The sequence below is a fragment of the Catenibacterium sp. CAG:290 genome (genome assembly GCF_000437715.1).
GTDB classification, from domain to species: domain Bacteria; phylum Bacillota_I; class Bacilli_A; order Erysipelotrichales; family Coprobacillaceae; genus Catenibacterium; species Catenibacterium mitsuoka_A.
This window is the reverse complement of the sequence record NZ_FR898842.1, coordinates 15,972-34,319: the sequence shown is the minus strand read 5'-3', so window position 1 is coordinate 34,319 and position 18,348 is coordinate 15,972. Positions and strand designations below refer to the sequence as shown.

Annotated in this window: 20 protein-coding genes and 1 other annotated feature; of the genes, 1 reads left to right on the top strand and 19 read right to left on the bottom strand. The window is 34.0% G+C overall.

The genetic code is table 11. From position 1 onward, the window contains the following. Positions 1–31 precede the first annotated feature (31 nt). Entirely contained in the window at positions 32–175 is a 144-nt protein-coding gene (locus tag QVO42_RS07495; protein WP_022425510.1) for a hypothetical protein, read from the top strand. An 8-nt stretch (positions 176–183) separates the two neighbouring features. Here the strand turns inward: QVO42_RS07495 and QVO42_RS07490 are convergent, their stop codons facing one another. From QVO42_RS07490 to QVO42_RS07400, 19 genes are all read right to left on the bottom strand, one after another. After that, entirely contained in the window at positions 184–678 is a 495-nt protein-coding gene (locus QVO42_RS07490) for a COG2426 family protein (protein WP_022425509.1), read from the bottom strand. A 44-nt stretch (positions 679–722) separates the two neighbouring features. Then, positions 723–1,199, bottom strand: a complete 477-nt coding sequence (locus QVO42_RS07485) for a DNA-deoxyinosine glycosylase (RefSeq protein WP_022425508.1) — start codon at positions 1,197–1,199, stop codon at positions 723–725. Beyond that, positions 1,196–1,978: an SDR family NAD(P)-dependent oxidoreductase gene (locus tag QVO42_RS07480; protein ID WP_022425507.1), complete on the bottom strand. Its 783-nt coding sequence runs from the start codon at positions 1,976–1,978 to the stop codon at positions 1,196–1,198. Before QVO42_RS07480 ends, QVO42_RS07485 begins: the two co-directional genes overlap by 4 nt. A 28-nt stretch (positions 1,979–2,006) precedes the next feature. Beyond that, on the bottom strand, positions 2,007–2,921 hold the full coding sequence (locus tag QVO42_RS07475; protein ID WP_022425506.1) for a hypothetical protein: 915 nt from the start codon (positions 2,919–2,921) through the stop codon (positions 2,007–2,009). A gap of 52 nt (positions 2,922–2,973) precedes the next feature. Next, entirely contained in the window at positions 2,974–3,927 is a 954-nt protein-coding gene (locus tag QVO42_RS07470) for an Ig-like domain-containing protein (RefSeq protein WP_022425505.1), read from the bottom strand. A 64-nt stretch (positions 3,928–3,991) separates the two neighbouring features. Then, the gene (locus tag QVO42_RS07465; RefSeq protein WP_022425504.1) at positions 3,992–4,738 is read right to left on the bottom strand and encodes a ZIP family metal transporter; all 747 of its coding nucleotides are present in this window, start codon (positions 4,736–4,738) and stop codon (positions 3,992–3,994) included. Positions 4,739–4,934: 196 nt separating this feature from the next. Continuing rightward, on the bottom strand, positions 4,935–5,375 hold the full coding sequence (locus QVO42_RS07460) for a hypothetical protein (RefSeq protein ID WP_022425503.1): 441 nt from the start codon (positions 5,373–5,375) through the stop codon (positions 4,935–4,937). A gap of 81 nt (positions 5,376–5,456) precedes the next feature. Continuing rightward, positions 5,457–7,802 carry a ferrous iron transport protein B gene (gene feoB / locus QVO42_RS07455; RefSeq protein WP_022425502.1) on the bottom strand — a complete coding sequence of 782 codons (2,346 nt, stop codon included), beginning with the start codon at positions 7,800–7,802 and terminating at the stop codon, positions 5,457–5,459. Positions 7,803–7,852: 50 nt separating this feature from the next. Further along, a complete protein-coding gene (locus tag QVO42_RS07450; RefSeq protein WP_022425501.1) occupies positions 7,853–8,371 on the bottom strand; it encodes an RNA 2'-phosphotransferase in 519 nt (172 codons plus the stop codon). Further along, positions 8,347–8,808, bottom strand: coding sequence for a free L-methionine (R)-S-oxide reductase MsrC (gene msrC, locus QVO42_RS07445; protein WP_022425500.1), 462 nt, complete (start codon positions 8,806–8,808; stop codon positions 8,347–8,349). The genes QVO42_RS07450 and msrC overlap by 25 nt, the downstream gene beginning before the upstream one ends. A gap of 2 nt (positions 8,809–8,810) precedes the next feature. Further along, the gene (locus QVO42_RS07440; RefSeq protein WP_022425499.1) at positions 8,811–9,338 is read right to left on the bottom strand and encodes a nitroreductase family protein; all 528 of its coding nucleotides are present in this window, start codon (positions 9,336–9,338) and stop codon (positions 8,811–8,813) included. A gap of 83 nt (positions 9,339–9,421) precedes the next feature. Next, positions 9,422–10,243, bottom strand: coding sequence for a MetQ/NlpA family ABC transporter substrate-binding protein (locus tag QVO42_RS07435; RefSeq protein ID WP_022425498.1), 822 nt, complete (start codon positions 10,241–10,243; stop codon positions 9,422–9,424). Positions 10,244–10,266: 23 nt separating this feature from the next. Next, a complete protein-coding gene (locus QVO42_RS07430) occupies positions 10,267–10,938 on the bottom strand; it encodes a methionine ABC transporter permease (RefSeq protein ID WP_022425497.1) in 672 nt (223 codons plus the stop codon). Beyond that, on the bottom strand, positions 10,928–11,965 hold the full coding sequence (locus QVO42_RS07425; protein ID WP_022425496.1) for a methionine ABC transporter ATP-binding protein: 1,038 nt from the start codon (positions 11,963–11,965) through the stop codon (positions 10,928–10,930). Before QVO42_RS07425 ends, QVO42_RS07430 begins: the two co-directional genes overlap by 11 nt. Positions 11,966–12,007: 42 nt before the next feature. Further along, positions 12,008–12,243: a binding site (T-box leader), on the bottom strand. A 147-nt stretch (positions 12,244–12,390) separates the two neighbouring features. Further along, positions 12,391–12,900 (bottom strand): NUDIX domain-containing protein, encoded by a 510-nt coding sequence (locus tag QVO42_RS07420; protein ID WP_022425495.1) that lies wholly within the window; start codon positions 12,898–12,900, stop codon positions 12,391–12,393. Continuing rightward, entirely contained in the window at positions 12,900–14,114 is a 1,215-nt protein-coding gene (locus QVO42_RS07415) for an iron-containing alcohol dehydrogenase (RefSeq protein WP_022425494.1), read from the bottom strand. Before QVO42_RS07415 ends, QVO42_RS07420 begins: the two co-directional genes overlap by 1 nt. 185 nt (positions 14,115–14,299) lie before the next feature. Beyond that, the gene (locus tag QVO42_RS07410) at positions 14,300–15,085 is read right to left on the bottom strand and encodes a Cof-type HAD-IIB family hydrolase (RefSeq protein WP_022425493.1); all 786 of its coding nucleotides are present in this window, start codon (positions 15,083–15,085) and stop codon (positions 14,300–14,302) included. A 58-nt stretch (positions 15,086–15,143) separates the two neighbouring features. Continuing rightward, positions 15,144–16,262, bottom strand: a complete 1,119-nt coding sequence (locus QVO42_RS07405; protein ID WP_022425492.1) for an aldo/keto reductase — start codon at positions 16,260–16,262, stop codon at positions 15,144–15,146. A 100-nt stretch (positions 16,263–16,362) separates the two neighbouring features. Then, on the bottom strand, positions 16,363–18,348 hold a 1,986-nt coding region (locus QVO42_RS07400; RefSeq protein WP_288164068.1), incomplete at its 5' end, for an ATP-binding cassette domain-containing protein.

Sequence of the window (18,348 nt, the reverse complement as noted above, 5' to 3'; positions counted from 1 at the left end):
GTTATTCCTATAATACCTTGAGGTGAAAATTATGAAAGAGGAAGAACTGAAACTATTAGAAAATGAATTCTGTTTAGGATGTGCTAGAAGCTGTGATCTACTTCATCCAAATTGTGAAAGAGGTCTTGTGAAGATGCAGGAAATCTTAGAGGAATGTAAAAAGAGAGATGATTAGTCTCTCTTTTAGAATGCAGCTAATAAGCCATATGATAATGAACCAACAATAAGTGTTGCAAGTAAGATACCTAAGAAGATAGCTGTAATAGCCTTCTTAAAGTCCATATCAAGTAATGCAGCCACTAAAGAACCTGTCCATGCACCAGTACCTGGTAATGGAATACCTACGAATAATAAGAGTCCTAGGAATTCACCATTACTCATATTCTTACTCTTGTTCATAGCACGGTTTTCTAGTTTTTCAATTAATGGTCTAGAGAAGTTAAACTTCTTAAGCCATTTAAATATACGTTTAATAAATAATAAAATAAATGGAATTGGTAAGATATTTCCTAGAATACATAGAGGTACTGCATAACGAATATCTACTTTTAATAATGCTGATGCAATTAATCCTCCACGACATTCAAGAATAGGAACTAAAGATACAATAAATACTGCAAGCTTAGATGAAATATATTTACCTAATGTTCCTGCAAACCATAATGCGATTGATTCCATATATGTCCTCCTTGATTAACATGATTAATCATACATAAAGGTTATTATAAAGTCAATTTTTTCTTCCATATATCGACTAAATCACTTAATCTGTAACGGGCATTGGCAGGAGAAGAAGAGGGTAAAAGAATTGCTTTTATGCCTGTTTCTTTTTCCTGATACTTCTTATAAAGTTTTAAAGAAGTCCCACCATTACAATATATCCTCCTGATATTTGTACCTTGTATTAAAGTTTTAATATCATTGGGTACAACATCCTTAATAGAGGCATCACTGCTTCCTGTAATAGTACATGAATGAATAATATCCCATATCGCAATATGGTGTTCCAATAACATCTTTTTCTTATCTTCTATTGTTTCATAGTCTGTTTGTGTGATTGTACCAATAATCTTCCAAAATCTATTTTGAGGATGACCATAATAGAAAGAAATTTCCCTTGATTTAACTGAAGGGAAACTTCCTAATATTAATACTTCACATTGTTCATCTATGATTGGTTCTAATGGATGTTCAATCATACTTTTCTCTTTCCGTTCACAAATCCTGTACATGAACTTAAAAATGAGCGTGGTAGGAATCTTGCCGCAATATTTAATAAGTATCCTGATATACCCGTGAACTGAACTAAACGATTATCAAATAAACCTTGTATACCTATTTCCGCAACAGCCTCTGCAGACTGTGGTTTAAATAATCTAAACATCGGAGACTGACCTAAGTTGGCTACATCCATAAATCCTGTTTTAGTAGGGCCAGGACATAAACATGATACTTCTACATTATAGTCTTTCAGTTCATAGGCAATAGATTCACTAAAAGATAATACAAAAGCTTTCGTTGCATAATAAGTAGACATATAAGGTCCGGCACAAAGTCCGGCAATAGAAGCCACATTCAATATACGGCCTTTCTTTCTACGTTTCATTGACTGGCCAAATACATAAGTCATCTGCATTAAAGCCACTATATTCAATAAAACCATCTTCTTCTGTTTTTCCCATGATGAATCATGAAAAGCACCATGATCTCCAAAACCTGCATTATTGACTAGAATATCAATACTTATATCATCAAGTACTAAATCATTATATAGATCTACGGCAGCATCTTCTCCTGTAAGATCCATCGCAATCACTTTGATTTGTACATTATATTCAGATAATTCTGCTTTCACTGCTTCTAATTTTTCTCTATGACGTGCAAGAAGTACAAGATCATATCCTTTTCTCGCAAATACACGTGCACATGCTTTCCCTATTCCATTAGAAGCACCTGTAATTAATACTGTCTGTGACATCTTTTTCACCCCTTTCTACCATCATACTTTATCTTGATATTTTGTCAAATAAGCTATCTTTACTTATACTCTCCATACCTAACATGACTTCATCAATATAATTATCAATATAAATCAAATGAGGCATATCACTCATCTTAAATATCTTTAATAGTTCTTCTTCTACATAATGTTCATCAATACTTTGAGCACATATTACAATAGCTTCAGGATTCAACATTCCAATAATATTCTGTAATTCTAAAACAAGTCTTTTACTTCTACCTTTCATCGATCTTCTATTCTTATAATCTTCATGATTTATAACAGGCATGAAATAAGTTTGTCCAGCAATAGAACTCTTTCCTTCTACAAGATGACCATTAATAACTATTCCTAGACGTGAATCATTCTTTGAATCCAACAATACAATAGAATCATATTGCATATGCTTAATATAAGCGCCTATAGCCCCCATATATACATTATTTTCTATTAATATACGCTGTTTATAACGATTCTTTATATCTATATCACTATCAGGTAATGAGAGATATATTGTATGTACCTGTGCATTCAACATCTCATCTATAAAAGAACACAATACATCACGGTCTAGCTTAGGTATATCCCTTCTCTTTTCTTCCATCATCTCACTATAAAGATTATAAAGACGTCCTATAACTGTTATTGTCTTATCATGCTTATAAGCATATATACATAATGTTTGTGAAAACTCTCCATTGACTTGATAGCCCATACTAGGTCTTCCACCAGTAGATTCTCTATATCCTTCTTTAATCACAAGATTACTTTTCAACATCTCTTCTAAAAGACTATCAATCGTAGATAAAGATAAACCAGTATAGAATACTAATTCATTCTTTGTACACCCTCCTTGTTTTACTAACGACTGAATAATCTTAACAACATTCTTTTTTCTAACACCCCTTATTTCATCCATACTCTGCCCTCCAGTAAACGCTTACCTTATTAATAAAATAGAAAGAGAATCCTTAACGATTCTCCTTAATTCTAATCTTTCTTTTAATAAAAGAAATTAATGTGATAAAACCAAATAAAATAGCTGTGAATACAACTAATGCAATCACATAAGAAAAAGATGACTTCTCTTCTTTTTGAACCTTCTTAGTCTTCTTCTTAGTCTTAGTCTTTTTTACAGGTTCTTCCTGTTTTGGTGTTTCTGTAGTAGTGTCTTCATTTTTCTTTACTTCTACTCGTATTGATACTTTACGTGTAGACTGATATAACTTACCATAAACTGTATATTTACCTGCTTCATTAAAAATCTGATTATTCCAGATAATCTTAACCTTTTTACTTGTCTTATTAGAATAACTAACAGTCGCATATTGTGGTAATTGTGCTTCTACTCCTGTAGTTGTATAAACAACTGCAGGAACACTTACACTTGTAACAGATGCATACTTTACATGAATTGTCTGTGTAATAGTCTGATCATAAATATGACCATTTAAAGAAAATGTATGTACATACTTTAAAGCATTATTATCATAATTATCCCAGCGTATGATTTCATTTGATTGATCTCCATTAGACCATGTTACAGAAGCAGTGGCAGGTAAAGAAAGTGCTTCTCCTATAGTCACTGTTTTATTAGCTAAATCATCAATATGTGTTATTTTAGCTGCTTCTACATTCACTATACAGCTAGTGGTTACCTGTAAATCCGCAATAGAGCCTGTGACAGTAAATTGACTCGCATTTCTTGTCTTATATAAGCTTTCATCAAATGTATTCCAGTCAATATTATATTCCTTCTCACTACCATCATAGAAAGTTACCTTCGCCTTTAATGGGAGTGATGGTGCTTCTCCAGAAGCAGTTGTCACTTCACCATCATAGTTGACATTGACTACATGATTATCTGCATAAACTGGGCTTATAAAAAACAAAGACATCAATAAAACTATGAATATCTTTCTCATTTATTTCACCTCTTATATCTATCTTATGCTTAATTCAACTAATAGTAAAGATGAATACTACAAATTAACCTAATGCGACATCTAGAACCATCATCAAAGTAAATCCTACTGAGAATAATAATACACCTAGATGTGAATGTTCTCCCTGACTCATTTCAGGAATTAATTCTTCTACTACAACATACATCATAGCACCTGCCGCAAAACTAAGTAGATAAGGCATCACTGAGATAATATAACTTGATAATAAGACTGTAATAAAACCTCCGATAGGTTCTACAATACCTGACAATGTGCCATACATAAAAGACTTCAATCGAGACACTCCTGTACTTCTTAAAGGCATGGATACAATTGCGCCTTCAGGAAAGTTCTGTATTGCGATACCTATTGATAAAGCAAGTGCTCCCATAGCAGTTATTCCTTCATTACCTGATAAATAAGACGCATAGACAACACCTACTGCCATTCCTTCAGGAATGTTGTGAATAGTGACTGCAAGTACTAACTTGATTGTTTGAGACAAGTGACTACGTGGTCCTTCCTGACTATGATCTAAATGCATATGAGGAATCAAATGATCAAGTAATAATAAAAATAGTATACCTAACCAAAATCCTATAAGTGCAGGAATAAAGGTAGAAGATTGATCAAGTGATGGAATGATTAAACTCCAGATAGAGGCAGCCACCATTACACCTGCCGCAAATCCAGTGAGTGCTTTTTGTATATTTAAACTTAATTCTCTTTTCATAAAGAACACACAGGCTGCACCTAGTGTTGTTCCTATAAAAGGTATAATTAAAACCATATGAACACCTCCCTTACTCATACTACATAAATCAATTAGTTAATTCAAACTATGTGATAAAGAAAAAAGATAAGCATGGGGAACACTTATCTTCTTTCTTGTATTTACACTTGTACTTTGTAGTCTAACGAAGGGAAGGGATTGCTTGACTACAATACATATAATACTTAACGAATGTGTTAAGATTATAATTCGATTATGTCAAATTGTGTGAATCCTTGTTCCCAAACAAATACATATCATCTATAGGAATAATATTTCTCATATATTGTGTGAGATCTATTTCTTTAAGAATGACTTCTCCTACAATAGATACATTATAGTTGTATTCATTTCCGTCTTCATCAATTAACTGAATACGCCACCAATCACGATTTGTAGAGGATGGATGATTAGAAGATTCAAGAAAGAATTCTTTTAATAGTTCTAAGAGTGTTTCAGCTTTTTCTTGTCCTATATTCACTCTTTTACGTCTAATAATTCTTCTAGAATTGAATCCATCTCCGTAATTGTATCCAGTAAACCAGATGTGTCCATCACGCAGGATTGTTAAACGCTGACTGACTTCTACACAAGCATCCGGTTTTACTCCACGTCCTTTCGCATCTGAATAAAGTATGATTTTAGATAGTTTCATGATGAACACCCCCTTCAATACATTTATTATAATTAATCACAATAAATGTATCAAACATTACAACTATTTTGAGAAAAATAATTATATGAAGAGTAATCCAATAGTATGTACGATAAAGGCACAGATCCAGGCAATAACACACTGGAATACCACAATCTTTACAGCCCATGGACCACCTAGTTCTCTTCTAATAGAAGCGATAGCTGCCACACAAGGTGTATATAATAAACAGAATACTAAGAGTGATAATGCACCTAGAGGTGTAAGTATTGTCATTAAAGATTCTGTTCCTTTAAATAATACTGAGAGTGTAGAAACAACACTTTCTTTAGCCATAAATCCAGCAATGAGCGATGTAGAGATTCTCCAATCACCAAAGCCTAAAGGTTTGAAGATTGGCGCAATAAATCCTGCCACCATTGCTAGAATACTATCCTGTGAATTAGAAACTAAATCTAATCTTAAATTAAAGCTCTTTAAGAACCAAATGACAATAGAAGCGATAAAGATAATACCAAAGGCTCTTTGTAAGAAATCCTTGGCTTTTTCCCATAATAACTGGAAAGTAGTTTTTGCGCTAGGCATACGGTAATTAGGAAGTTCCATCACAAATGGAACAGCTTCACCCTTGAATAAGAAACGCTTAGAAATAAGAGCTGTAATAATACCCATCACAATACCAAAGATATATAATCCTACCATGACTAAGCCAGCTTGTTTTGGGAAGAATGCAGCTGCAAAGAATGCATAGATTGGAAGCTTTGCAGTACAGCTCATAAATGGTGTCAACATGATTGTCATCTTACGGTCACGTTCTGAAGGGAGTGTACGGCTTGCCATAACACTTGGCACAGAACATCCAAATCCAATCAACATTGGCACAATACTTCTTCCTGATAAACCAATCTTTCTGAGTAGTTTATCACTTACAAAGGCAACACGCGCCATATATCCTGTATCTTCTAATAATGATAAGAAAAAGAATAAAATAACGATAATAGGTAAAAAACTAATAATAGAACCAACACCCTGGAATACACCATCAATGACTAATGAATGTAGTACTGGGTTAATATTCCAAGCAGTAAGTCCTTTGTCTACAACTTTAGTCAAAGCATCAACACCTATTTCCATAAGTGACTGTCCCCAGGCACCAAATACATTAAATGTTAAAAAGAATACGAGTCCCATAATAATGATAAAAGCTGGAACACCTGTATACTTACCTGTTAAGACTTCATCAATCTTACGGCTTCTTTCTCTTTCTTTACTTTCATGTGGTTTAACTACTGTTTCTTTAACTAATTTATTAATAAAAGTAAAACGCATATCCGCAATAGCAACAGTACGGTCTAATCCTCTTTCTTCTTCCATCTGTGAAATGATATGTTCAATCATTTCTTTTTCATTTGTATCAAGGTCTAGAGCTGCTTCTACTCTTGCATCACCTTCTACTAGTTTATTAGCCGCAAAACGTAATGGAATACCTGCTCTTTGCGCATGGTCTTCAATTAGATGCATGATGGCATGTAAGCATCTATGTACTGCACCACCTTCATCATTTTCATCACAAAAGTCCTGTCTTAAAGGTGCTTCTTGATATTTCGCTACATGGATAGCATGATTCACTAGTTCATCAATACCTTCATTCTTAGCAGCAGAAATAGGGACAACTGGGATACCCAATAGTTCTTCCATCTTATTTAGATGAACATAACCACCATTACCTCTTACTTCATCCATCATATTCAGTGCTAGAACCATTGGTACATCAAGTTCCATTAACTGCATAGTGAGATATAGGTTTCTTTCTATGTTTGTTGCATCTACGATGTTGATGATTCCTTTAGGTTTTTCATCTAAGATATACTGTCTAGATACTAATTCTTCACTTGTATAAGGAGATAAAGAATAAATACCTGGTAAATCAGTTACAAGTGTTTCTGGATGTCCTTTAATAGACCCACTCTTTCTATCAACAGTGACACCAGGGAAGTTCCCTACATGTTGATTAGAACCTGTTAATTGATTAAATAATGTAGTTTTACCACAGTTCTGGTTACCTGCTAATGCAAAGGTGATCTGTGTTCCTTCTGATAAAGGATTTTCAGTCTCTTTATCATGATATTTACCACCTTCACCGAGTCCTGGATGAATATGGTGTTGAATAGGTGGAATAGGTGTATGATCTTCTACACCTTTAGAAGTCATATCTATTCCAATCTTTTTTGCATCATCTAAACGTAATGTTAGCTCATAGCCATGAATACGTAATTCCATTGGATCACCCATAGGGGTGAATTTTTCCAATGTTACAACAGAACCTGGTATTAAACCCATATCTAGGAAATGTTGTCTTAATGACCCAGAGCCTCCTACATAAGTCACTGTAGCACTTTCCCCAATCTTTAATTCATCTAGAGTCATAAAACCCCTCCTTCATATTCTCTCAACAAGTATAGCACAAAAAAGCTTCCTTAAGTGGAAGCCTTTAAGTATTTTGTAGGTATAATCTTTGTAAGATAGATATTGTTTTCTGAGAGATAGAACTTGTATCCATCTTCATACATCTGTTTAGTGTCAATAGTAAAGACATATGGTTTCCCGTGTCTTGAACCAACCTTCGTTGCGGTTTCTATGTCTTGAGAAAGATGAACATAAAGACGTGTCTGACTTAATATACCTTCTTCTAAAATAGAAGGTACAAAACGAGTCGCTGTACCATGATAAAGAATATCAGGTGGCTGTACTTCTTTTAAATCTACATTCACAGGAATAGAATGTCCCTGATTCGCACGTATTCTTGTATGATCTTCATTATATGAATAGCGCTGTTTCTCATCTTCTCTCACAATCATATCTAAGTCTTCTATTGTGATATTTAACGCTTCTAATATCTTTTGCACATCACCATAAGCATGTTCATCAAGTTTAATACCTATACTTTCTGGACAATGTCTGAGAATATAACTTAAACGTCTGCTTTTTCGCTCCATAATGATTTTTCTAATACTTTTCCAAGAGCCTCAAATAATTCCTGTTCCTTGTCTCCAAAACGACCCAAACTATTAGAATCAACATCCAATACCGCAATCACTTTACCTTCTTCATCATGTAAAGGAACTACAATTTCAGACTTTGCTTCTGCATCACAGGCAATATAGCCTGGGAATGTCGTCACATCTTCAATAAGAATTGTCTGATCTCCCTGTACACATACACCGCAAGCCCCTTTACCTACTTTAATATGTGTACATGCCACTTTACCCTGGAAAGGACCTAAAACAAGTTCCCCAGCTCTCATCATATAAAAACCTACCCAGCTTAAATCATCAATCGCATCCATGAGTAAAGCACTTGCATTGGACAAGTTAGTCACAAACCATTCATTTGATGAAATAAGTTCTTCTAATTGTTTTATTAATAACTCCATTATTATTCCCCCTGTGTATATTCCTCATAAGATACAATCGCATTGATTGGTTTTCTCTTATCATGCATTGGTCCAGGTACACAATCTTCTCTTGGATAACCAATAGGTAAGATCATCACTGGTACATAGTTTTCAGGAATATTAAACTGTTTGATTAACTCCTTATAATCAAAAGAACCTACATAAGTAGACCCTAATCCTAAATCAAAGAGTTTAAGCATCATATATGTAGCCACAATAGACACATCTACTTCACCACATTCTCTATTATGCATATCCTTCCATGATACAGTCTTGTCATAACATAAAATCATTGCGAGAGGTGCATGGAAATGATATCTAGTACATTCCTTTAGTTTTGCAAGATTATCTGAATCTTCTACTACAAGAATTCTTTGTGGCTGATAGTTTACAGCTGTAGGTGCTATTCTTGCAGCTTCTAATATTTTATCTATTTTTTCTTTTTCTACCTTCTGATCAGAAAACTTTCTAACAGAATATCTTTCTTCTAATAACTGATCAAATTCCATAAAATTGACCTCCTTATAGAACTATTATATAAGAAACAAGCTTATAGATAAATAAAAAGCGGTCAATTGACCGCTTCAATTCATTATTCTGCAGGTTTTACAGATACTCCGAATTTCTTTTCAATCCATTTCTTAGTGCTATCGCTCTTTAAGATTTCAACAAGTTTCTTAATTGCTTTATTGTCTTTATTTGATTCTTTTACAGCGATGACATTCTGGTAAGTCTTTGCAGCTTCAGAACTTGAATCTTCAGAAGTGATGATCTTATCAGTCACTTTTGCATCTAATGCATAGTTACCATTAACAATACCAAAATCAACATCAGGTAATTTAGAAGCCACCTGTGCAGCATCTACTTCTACTAATTCTACTTTTTTGTTGTAAGAAGTGACATCCTTCTTAGTTGCGTTTACACCAGCATTCTTATCTAATGTAATAACACCATTGTCTGCAAGTAATAATAAAGCTCTTGCTTCATTAGTTGCATCGTTAGGAATTGCGATCTTAGCACCATCTTTAATATCAGATACTGCTTTATATTTAGTTGAATATAATCCTAAAGGTTCAAAGTGGATAGCTCCTACTGATACTAGATATCCATCATCACCCTTCTTATAACCTTTGTCTTTGTTGTAAGAAGTTAAGTATGGCTGATGCTGGAAATAGTTTGCATCTAATGAACCATCTGAAGTAGATGGGTTGATGTTAGGATAATCTGAGAATTCCTTAATCTTTAATTTATATCCTGCTTTTTCAAATTCTGGCTGGACATGCTTTAAGATAATAGCATGAGGTGAAGTTGTTGCACCGACTGTAATAGTTTTAGAATCTGACTTACTTCCACATCCTGCTAATGAGAAAGCTAAAAGACCTGCTGTAAATACCTTTAAAATGTTTTTGTTCATAATATTTTCCTCCAATGTATTAATTAATGTGTTGTTTTTTCTACGAGTTTGTCACCAATTGCCTGAACAATTGAAATTAAAATAAGAATTAAGACAATAACGACGAATGTGATATCTCCCATTGATCTCTGTAGACCATATCTGATCGCCATATCACCAAGTCCGCCTGCGCCAACAGAACCAACAATCGCAATCTGTCCAACTAACGCAATAAATGAAATTGTAAGACCTCTGATCATCCCTGGAATGTTTTCTCTTAGATAAACATCAAAGATGATTTCTTTTGTACTGAGTCCCATCGCAATACTTGCTTCAATGATTCCTGGATCAATTTCCATAATGGCTGATTCCATCTGTCTTGCGACAAATGGTGCTGTTCCTATAACTAGAGGAACAAGTGCACCTTCGATACCAATAGTTGTACCAAATAAGGCACGAGAGAGCACAGCTACAGTAGGAATTAAGATAATAAATGGAATAGATCTAAATAAGTTAATAATCTTATCTAAGATCCAGAAAACTGGTTGATTTTCTTTTAAACCATCTTTTCTAGTGACTACTACAATAACTGCTAACAAGATTCCAATAACCACTGAGATTAAACCACTGATTACCAACATTAATAATGTATCAATAATAGCTTGTGGGAAATCTGAAGCAAACTCTATAACGTTTGGAAATAGCTTAGTTACCACGTTTAATCACCTCCACTTTAACTCCCTGTTGTTTTGTGAATTCTAATGCTTTCTTGATATCTGCATCTTCGCCAGTAAAGATTGTAATAAGTGTACCAATTGGCTGTCCCTGGATAATTTCTACATTTCCAAAGATAATAGAACAATCTACATTGTAATCTCTTGATAATACTGAAATTAATGCGACATCTGTATTAGAACTCTGATACTGTAATTTCACCATCTGCTGGTTTTCATTTAACTGTGTAATACGATGATTGTCTTTGATCAATTCATCAATCTTATTAAGATTGTTTGTAGTAGCGATAAAGTTCTTAGTAATCTGATGTTGTGGATTAGAGAAGATATCAACAATACTGCCCTGTTCTACCACACGGCCATCTTCCATGACTGCTACCTTATCACATACTTCCTTGACTACAGCCATTTCATGAGTAATTAAAATAACTGTTAAGCCAAGTTCTTTATTTACTTTCTTAATAAGCTGAAGAATACTTTGTGTTGTCTGAGGGTCTAAAGCACTTGTAGCTTCATCACATAAAAGTACTTTAGGATTGTTGGCAAGCGCTCTTGCGATTGCAACTCTTTGTTTCTGTCCTCCAGATAACTGACTTGGATAAGAATCTTTTCTTTCTACCAAATCGATAAGTTCGAGTAATTCCAAGACTCTCTTTTGAATCTTATCCTTACTCCAGCCTAGATGTTTTAATGGAAAAGCGATATTGTCGTAAATAGTACGACTGTTGTAAAGATTAAAGTGCTGGAAGATCATTCCAATCTTTTCTCTTTCTTTTCTTAAATCTGCATCGGATAGTTTTAATAAATCTTTATCCCCAAATACAACAGCGCCGCTATCAGGTTTTTCTAATAAGTTGATACATCTTACTAATGTAGATTTACCAGCCCCTGAGAAACCAATAATACCGTAGATTTCACCTTCTTCAATATTCAGACTGACATCCTTGACAGCATGGACATCGCCATCTTTAGTCTTAAAAGTCTTTGTAACATGTTCTAAGTGGATCATGTTCTCTCTCCTTCCCTTAAATAAAAAACGTTCTCATCCATATAATAGGACGAGAACGTAATGTTTCGTGTTACCACCTAAATTCATTATTAAGTCACCTTAATAACCTCTTCGAGTACATGCATACTCTATCGCTGTAACGGGCGCTCCCGTCATGACTTACATTTCAGCCATGCAACTCCAAGACCATCTTCCTATAACTTCCCTTTATTCCTTCTCAGCTAACGGAACTCTCTGTATAAGTTTCATCACAGTACTCTTCTTTTCACTGTCTTTTCTTGATGTGGTTTCATCTTAGCACCACAAATTTAGTGCGTCAACACAAAACACGATAATATCTACTATTTTAGTAGGATTATAGTTTTATAAAATAGGGTACCATAGTTTTAAACTATATCAGTGTGTAAAAAAAAGGATCTGTATTTCTACAGACCCTTATTTATAGCATCATGAATAATATCAGCATGATCAAAGGCAAGATCATTCATACCTATATTGATATCACCACATCTTAGATGTGTTTCATCGACAATAGTGAACCATTTTGCTTCTTTGGCATCATCACCAGCTTCTGGATGAATACTCTTCTTATCTACATCTGCATAAAATGCAGTAGATACAACCCATCCACGAGGATCTCTTCCCGGCTGACTATAAACACCTACAAGCTTCATAGACACACCTTCTATACCTGTCTCTTCTTTAAGTTCTCTTGAAGCCGTCTTTTCAATCGGTTCATTCTTATTAGCGAAGCCACCAGGTAGTGCCCATTTACCTATATAAGGATGTCCACCACGTTTAACCAATAGAATCTCTGTCACATTAGAATGAGCAAAGATACAAATATCAGCTGTCAGTGAAGGTTTAGGATATTTATCAGGATTATAGCTTTTTAAAAATTCTTCTTCTGTAAGACCGTTCTTATCTCTACACATTAGAAATCAACTTCTGTATCGTAGTAGCAAGCCTTTAATAAGTTTTCCATTTCTTCCTGAGTTGGAATACGTGGGTTAGAACCTGTACATGCATCAGCAATAGCGTTCTTAGCGATTTCTGGTAATCTTTCTAAGAATACATCTTCAGGTACAAATCCAACTTCAGCTGGTAAACCATCAGCACCATAGTGGTTGATACTATGTGGGATATTTAATGCATCATTCATACCTCTTAAGTATTTAATCAATAATGCAACCTTTTCATCATCATTTTCTCCACCTAAGTGCATGTAATCAGCAATTACACCATAACGTTTCTTAGCTGTTTCATCTTTAGCGTTATAAGCAATAACCTTTGGTAAGTACATAGCATTAGCTGCACCATGGATAATATGTCCACCCTGATCTACGAAAGCAGCACCAGTCTTATGAGCCATTGAATGTACGATACCTAATAATGCGTTAGAGAATGCCATACCTGCTAAGCACTGTGCATCATGCATATCATCTCTGCAGCTCATATCACCACTATATGATTTAACTAAGTTAGCCTGGATCATTTCAATTGCATGAATAGCAAGTGGATCAGTGTAGTTACAGTTTGCAGTAGATACATATGCTTCAATTGCATGAGTCATAGCATCCATACCTGTATGAGCAACTAATTTAACTGGCATAGTTTCAGCTAAGTCAGGATCTACGATAGCAACATCTGGAGTGATTTCAAAGTCAGCGATTGGATATTTAATACCTTTATCATAATCAGTAATGATTGAGAAAGCTGTAACTTCAGTTGCAGTACCACTTGTAGATGGGATTGCACAGAAATGAGCTTTCTTTCTTAACTTTGGAATACCAAATACTTTACACATTTCTTCGAATGTGATTTCTGGATATTCATACTTAATCCACATAGCTTTTGCAGCATCGATAGGTGAACCTCCACCCATAGCTACGATCCAGTCAGGCTTGAATTCTTCCATAACTGCAGCACCTTTCATAACTGTAGTTACTGATGGATCTGGTTCGATACCTTCATATAATTTAACTTCCATACCAGCTTCTTCAAGATATTTAACAGCTCTATCCAGGAAGCCATTTCTCTTCATACTTCCGCCACCTACACAGACAATAGCTTTCTTACCTTCTAAGTTCTTAAGGTTTTCTAAGGCACCTTTGCCATGATATAAATCTCTTGGTAATGTAAATCTCATATTATATTTTCCTCCTATACAATACCTTTGATGACTAACTTTTCATCTAGTGAAAATTTTATCATAAACGCTTACATTAGTCAATGTTACAAAGGTGCTTACAGTTTAAAAAATACAATACATATCTTCACTTTTTGTGATATTTAAGCCATTTTTTAGACTTTAAAAAAATTTAAAAAAACAATTTATTTTTTTCTTTGATTTATATACTGCGGCACACTAGTATGGATGACTTCATCTGCACATTTGATGAGTTCAGGAGCAGCATTCTCTACAGCACAGCTATAGTCTGCCTCTTCAAACATTTCGATATCATTCTTTCCATCCCCAAATACAACCACTTCATCACACTGTAGTTTCTGTTTTAAGTATTTAATCGCATTCGCTTTAGAAGCATCTGGTGACATCACTTCTAACCACCAATCATGAGAATACATTTCCTGATCAAAGACAGCATAATAGTCTTCCTTAAACAAATCATAAAGAGGCTTTAATTTACCATAATCATCAATCAATAATAAATAGAATATATCCCCCTCATAGAGATCTTCATAAGTATTCACAGGATGATTTCTAGGATCGTCTAAATGATCATCCACAAAAGCTTTTACTCCTGCACTCATCTTATCCTTAATATAAGAGAAGTAATTCTTCTTTCCTATTTGAGAATAGACAATAGGTGAGATATCATAATCCTTTACAGTGTCTAGTATAGAATCTCCTAAATAGTTTCCTAGGATCATATCTCCTTTAGGTGATAATATAAACGTCCCATTCTGGACAATGACTGGAAGCTTAAAGTTTATATCACCTATTACCTGTTTTGCGGTAATAAGAGAACGTGCAGTCGCATAGGTGATATTTACATCTTCTTCTATGAGCTGATTAATGAGTTTTAAGTTATCTGGTTTTATTGATTTATCTGGTTCTAGTAATGTACCATCTAAATCTGTTACATAGAGTGTCTTCATACTTTCCTCCTATATAAAAACATCATGATACTATTTTACCATGATGTTTAAGAAAAAGTTATTTTTCAAAGTATTCTGCCACTTTTTGCAAGTTCTCAATAATTGGAAGATGTTGTGGACATGCTGCTTCACACTGCCCACATCCAATACATTCACTTGCTTTACCAAATGTATGTGTTAAACGTGTATAGTATTCTCCTTGAGGTCTCCATGATTTAGTTGCTACTTCCTGTTTATCAGCATTATAGAGTGAGAAGTATTTAGGAATCGCAATATGCATTGGACACCCTTCTGTACAATAAGAACAGCCGGTACAAGGAATTTCAATACTACTATTAATAATATCAACAGCCTTCTTAATCAGTGTCTGTTCTTCCTCATTTAAAGGCTTAAAGTCTTCCATATACCCTGTATTATCTAATAGCTGTTCCATATTACTCATACCAGATAAGACAACCTGGACATTATCTAAACTTGCTGCAAAACGAATCGCCCAAGATGGAATAGACATATCTGGATGATAAGATTTGAATGTCTCTTCTACTTCATCAGGTACATTGGCGAGAGTACCACCCTTCACTGGTTCCATTACAAATACAGGAACATGATGTCTTACTGCCGTTTCATAACATTTACGAGACTGTACGCCTTCACTTTCCCAATCCAGATAATTCAATTGAAGCTGTACAAATTCTACTTCTGGATGTTCAGATAAGACACGTTCTAATAAGTCTGCATTATCATGGAAAGAGAAACCAATATGTTTTACTAATCCTTTTTCTTTCTTATCCTTCAACCATGTGAAACAGTCCAATTCTGTATATTTCTTATAATGATCTGTCCCTACATCATGTAGGAGATAATAATCAAAGTATTCTGCACCTGTTTTTCTTAACTGTTCATTGAAGATTCTATCTCTATCTTCTTTTGTTTCAATAAAACCTGCATGAAGCTTATCAGCTAGTGTAAAAGAATCTCTTGGATGTCTTTCTACTAAAGCTGTCTTAGTCGCTTCCTCACTCTTAAAGGCACAATACATCCAGGCTGTATCAAAATAAGTAAATCCTTTTTCTAGAAATGTATCCACCATTCTTTTAGTTTCTTCAATATCAATGCTGCCTGCATCATTTTGATCTAGTAATGGTAGACGCATTAAACCAAATCCTAATTTCTTCATATACATATCCTCCATACATTCATTTTAACCCTAAAGTAAGGTTTAAGGGCAAGAAAAAAGAGCTGTAACGCTCAAGATAGTAATAAATACTACCTATTCATTACAGTCCCTTTTGATTTTTCATAATCATTTGAATAAGTGTAGGAATAAAGAATTCTATGATGAATGCTGCCATAAAGAATAATAATATCAGCATTTTAGTTACAGGTATAATCAAACTATATATATGTATCCTTATAACAAACTCTATAAAGACTTCTAGTAATACTACTCCCAAAACAGCTAACATAAGAGAATTCTTGATATAGGTAAGATTAAAACTGTTATTTATTCTCTTAGTAGTAAAACCTAAGTTATATAGAAAATCTCTTGTCTGTTTTTCTTCCTTAAGAATGAGGTATTTGAGGTAGAAATAGAATCCATACAACAATACAAATACTATAATCATGAATTGTATTAATACTTGTTTATTGTTGGAAAGAAGTTTATTGATTGCACTATTATCCACAAATACACCTTCTACATTAAAGCCTAGTTTCTCTAATTCCTGTGTCACCTTATCTATATTCTTCAGACTATCTACCCTTACAGTATAAGCACCTGGTTTCCAAGGTGTTTCTACAACGACCTGATCCACATCACTCATTGTATAAGTAGAAGGTAATGATCCTTCATAATATGTATAATCCATTCCTTCTTCACCAGGCACACCATATAATACCTTTGATTGTGTTGCACGATGTTTCTTCCTATATTGATTTACAACACTTCGTGGGACATAGATACTGCCAGTACCATTATATGAATTTGAACTTATTTCTGTTCCTTCCTTTAATATACCTCTTACAGGTAGTTCTACCTCTACTAAATCCACGAGGACAGTATTAACATCCACATATTCACTACCTTCTAAATCAATACCTGTCTGTGTAATACCTGATGCATCATACATAGGAATAGGTAAATAAAACTTTAATTTAAGATCATCCATATTGATTGAATCAACTGAAACATCCTGATTAGATAATAACTGATTACTTATATATACACCTTTATTATCAATATGCTTTACAGTTAAATTTGTATAATCATCTTCATCCCCATATACCTGCATACTTCCTAGACTTATTGTTTGATTACATTTCTTTCCTGTTAGTTTTGCTTCTTGATATTTCAATTGAGTTTCAGTATCTAATCCAAGTATCATAACATCATTGTATTCTTTTTCATAACGCCATTTAACACTCTCAATATTCTTTACAGATTTAATCTTTTTATAATCTGATTGTGTCATAGGAATTTCTGAACCATTATATGAATAATAGTCATTACTCATCTTTTCCTTATATACAGTTAAATCTCTCGAAGCAATCGTATTGATTTTTTGTTCATAAGATGCATTATAATGTCCATAAACATTATAGCTATATGCACATATAATCATTGTGAAAGCAACAAGTATGTTCATAACTATTCTAAACGTACGATGAGAAAAACGTAGAGTAAATAATTTACGATTATGTGGTATCTGTGATATAAGAGATGTTTCCCTCTTATTTTCTTTTTCTAGAATAAGTGTTTGATCAACCTTATAGAGCACATCTGCTTCTTCAATCATCCTTTTATCATGAGTTGCCACAATCACATAATGTCCCTCTTGCGCATACTCTTTTAGATACTTAATCATTTCTATCGCATAGGATGCATCCAAAGCGGCTGTAGGCTCATCAAGTATCAATATTTCTGGCTGACTCATAATAGCTAAACAGATAGCGACTCTTGTCTTTTCACCACCTGATAAGTTTCTAGGATATTTTTTCTTTAGAGAAGCTATACCAAACTTTTCTTCATATGTATCATTTCTTTGATAACCTAATTTAACTAATTGTTTAATATGTTCCTCTATAGTCATTCCTTCAATAAACAAAGGAATCTGAGGTACATTGACCATATGATCATAAATGAGCTGTTGTCTACTATCTTGATCTTGTTCATCTATTCTCTGTCCTTCATAGATATATTCACACTCATATGCGAATTGAAAGGCTTTTAAGAAAGTAGACTTACCAGAACCACTCTTTCCCCT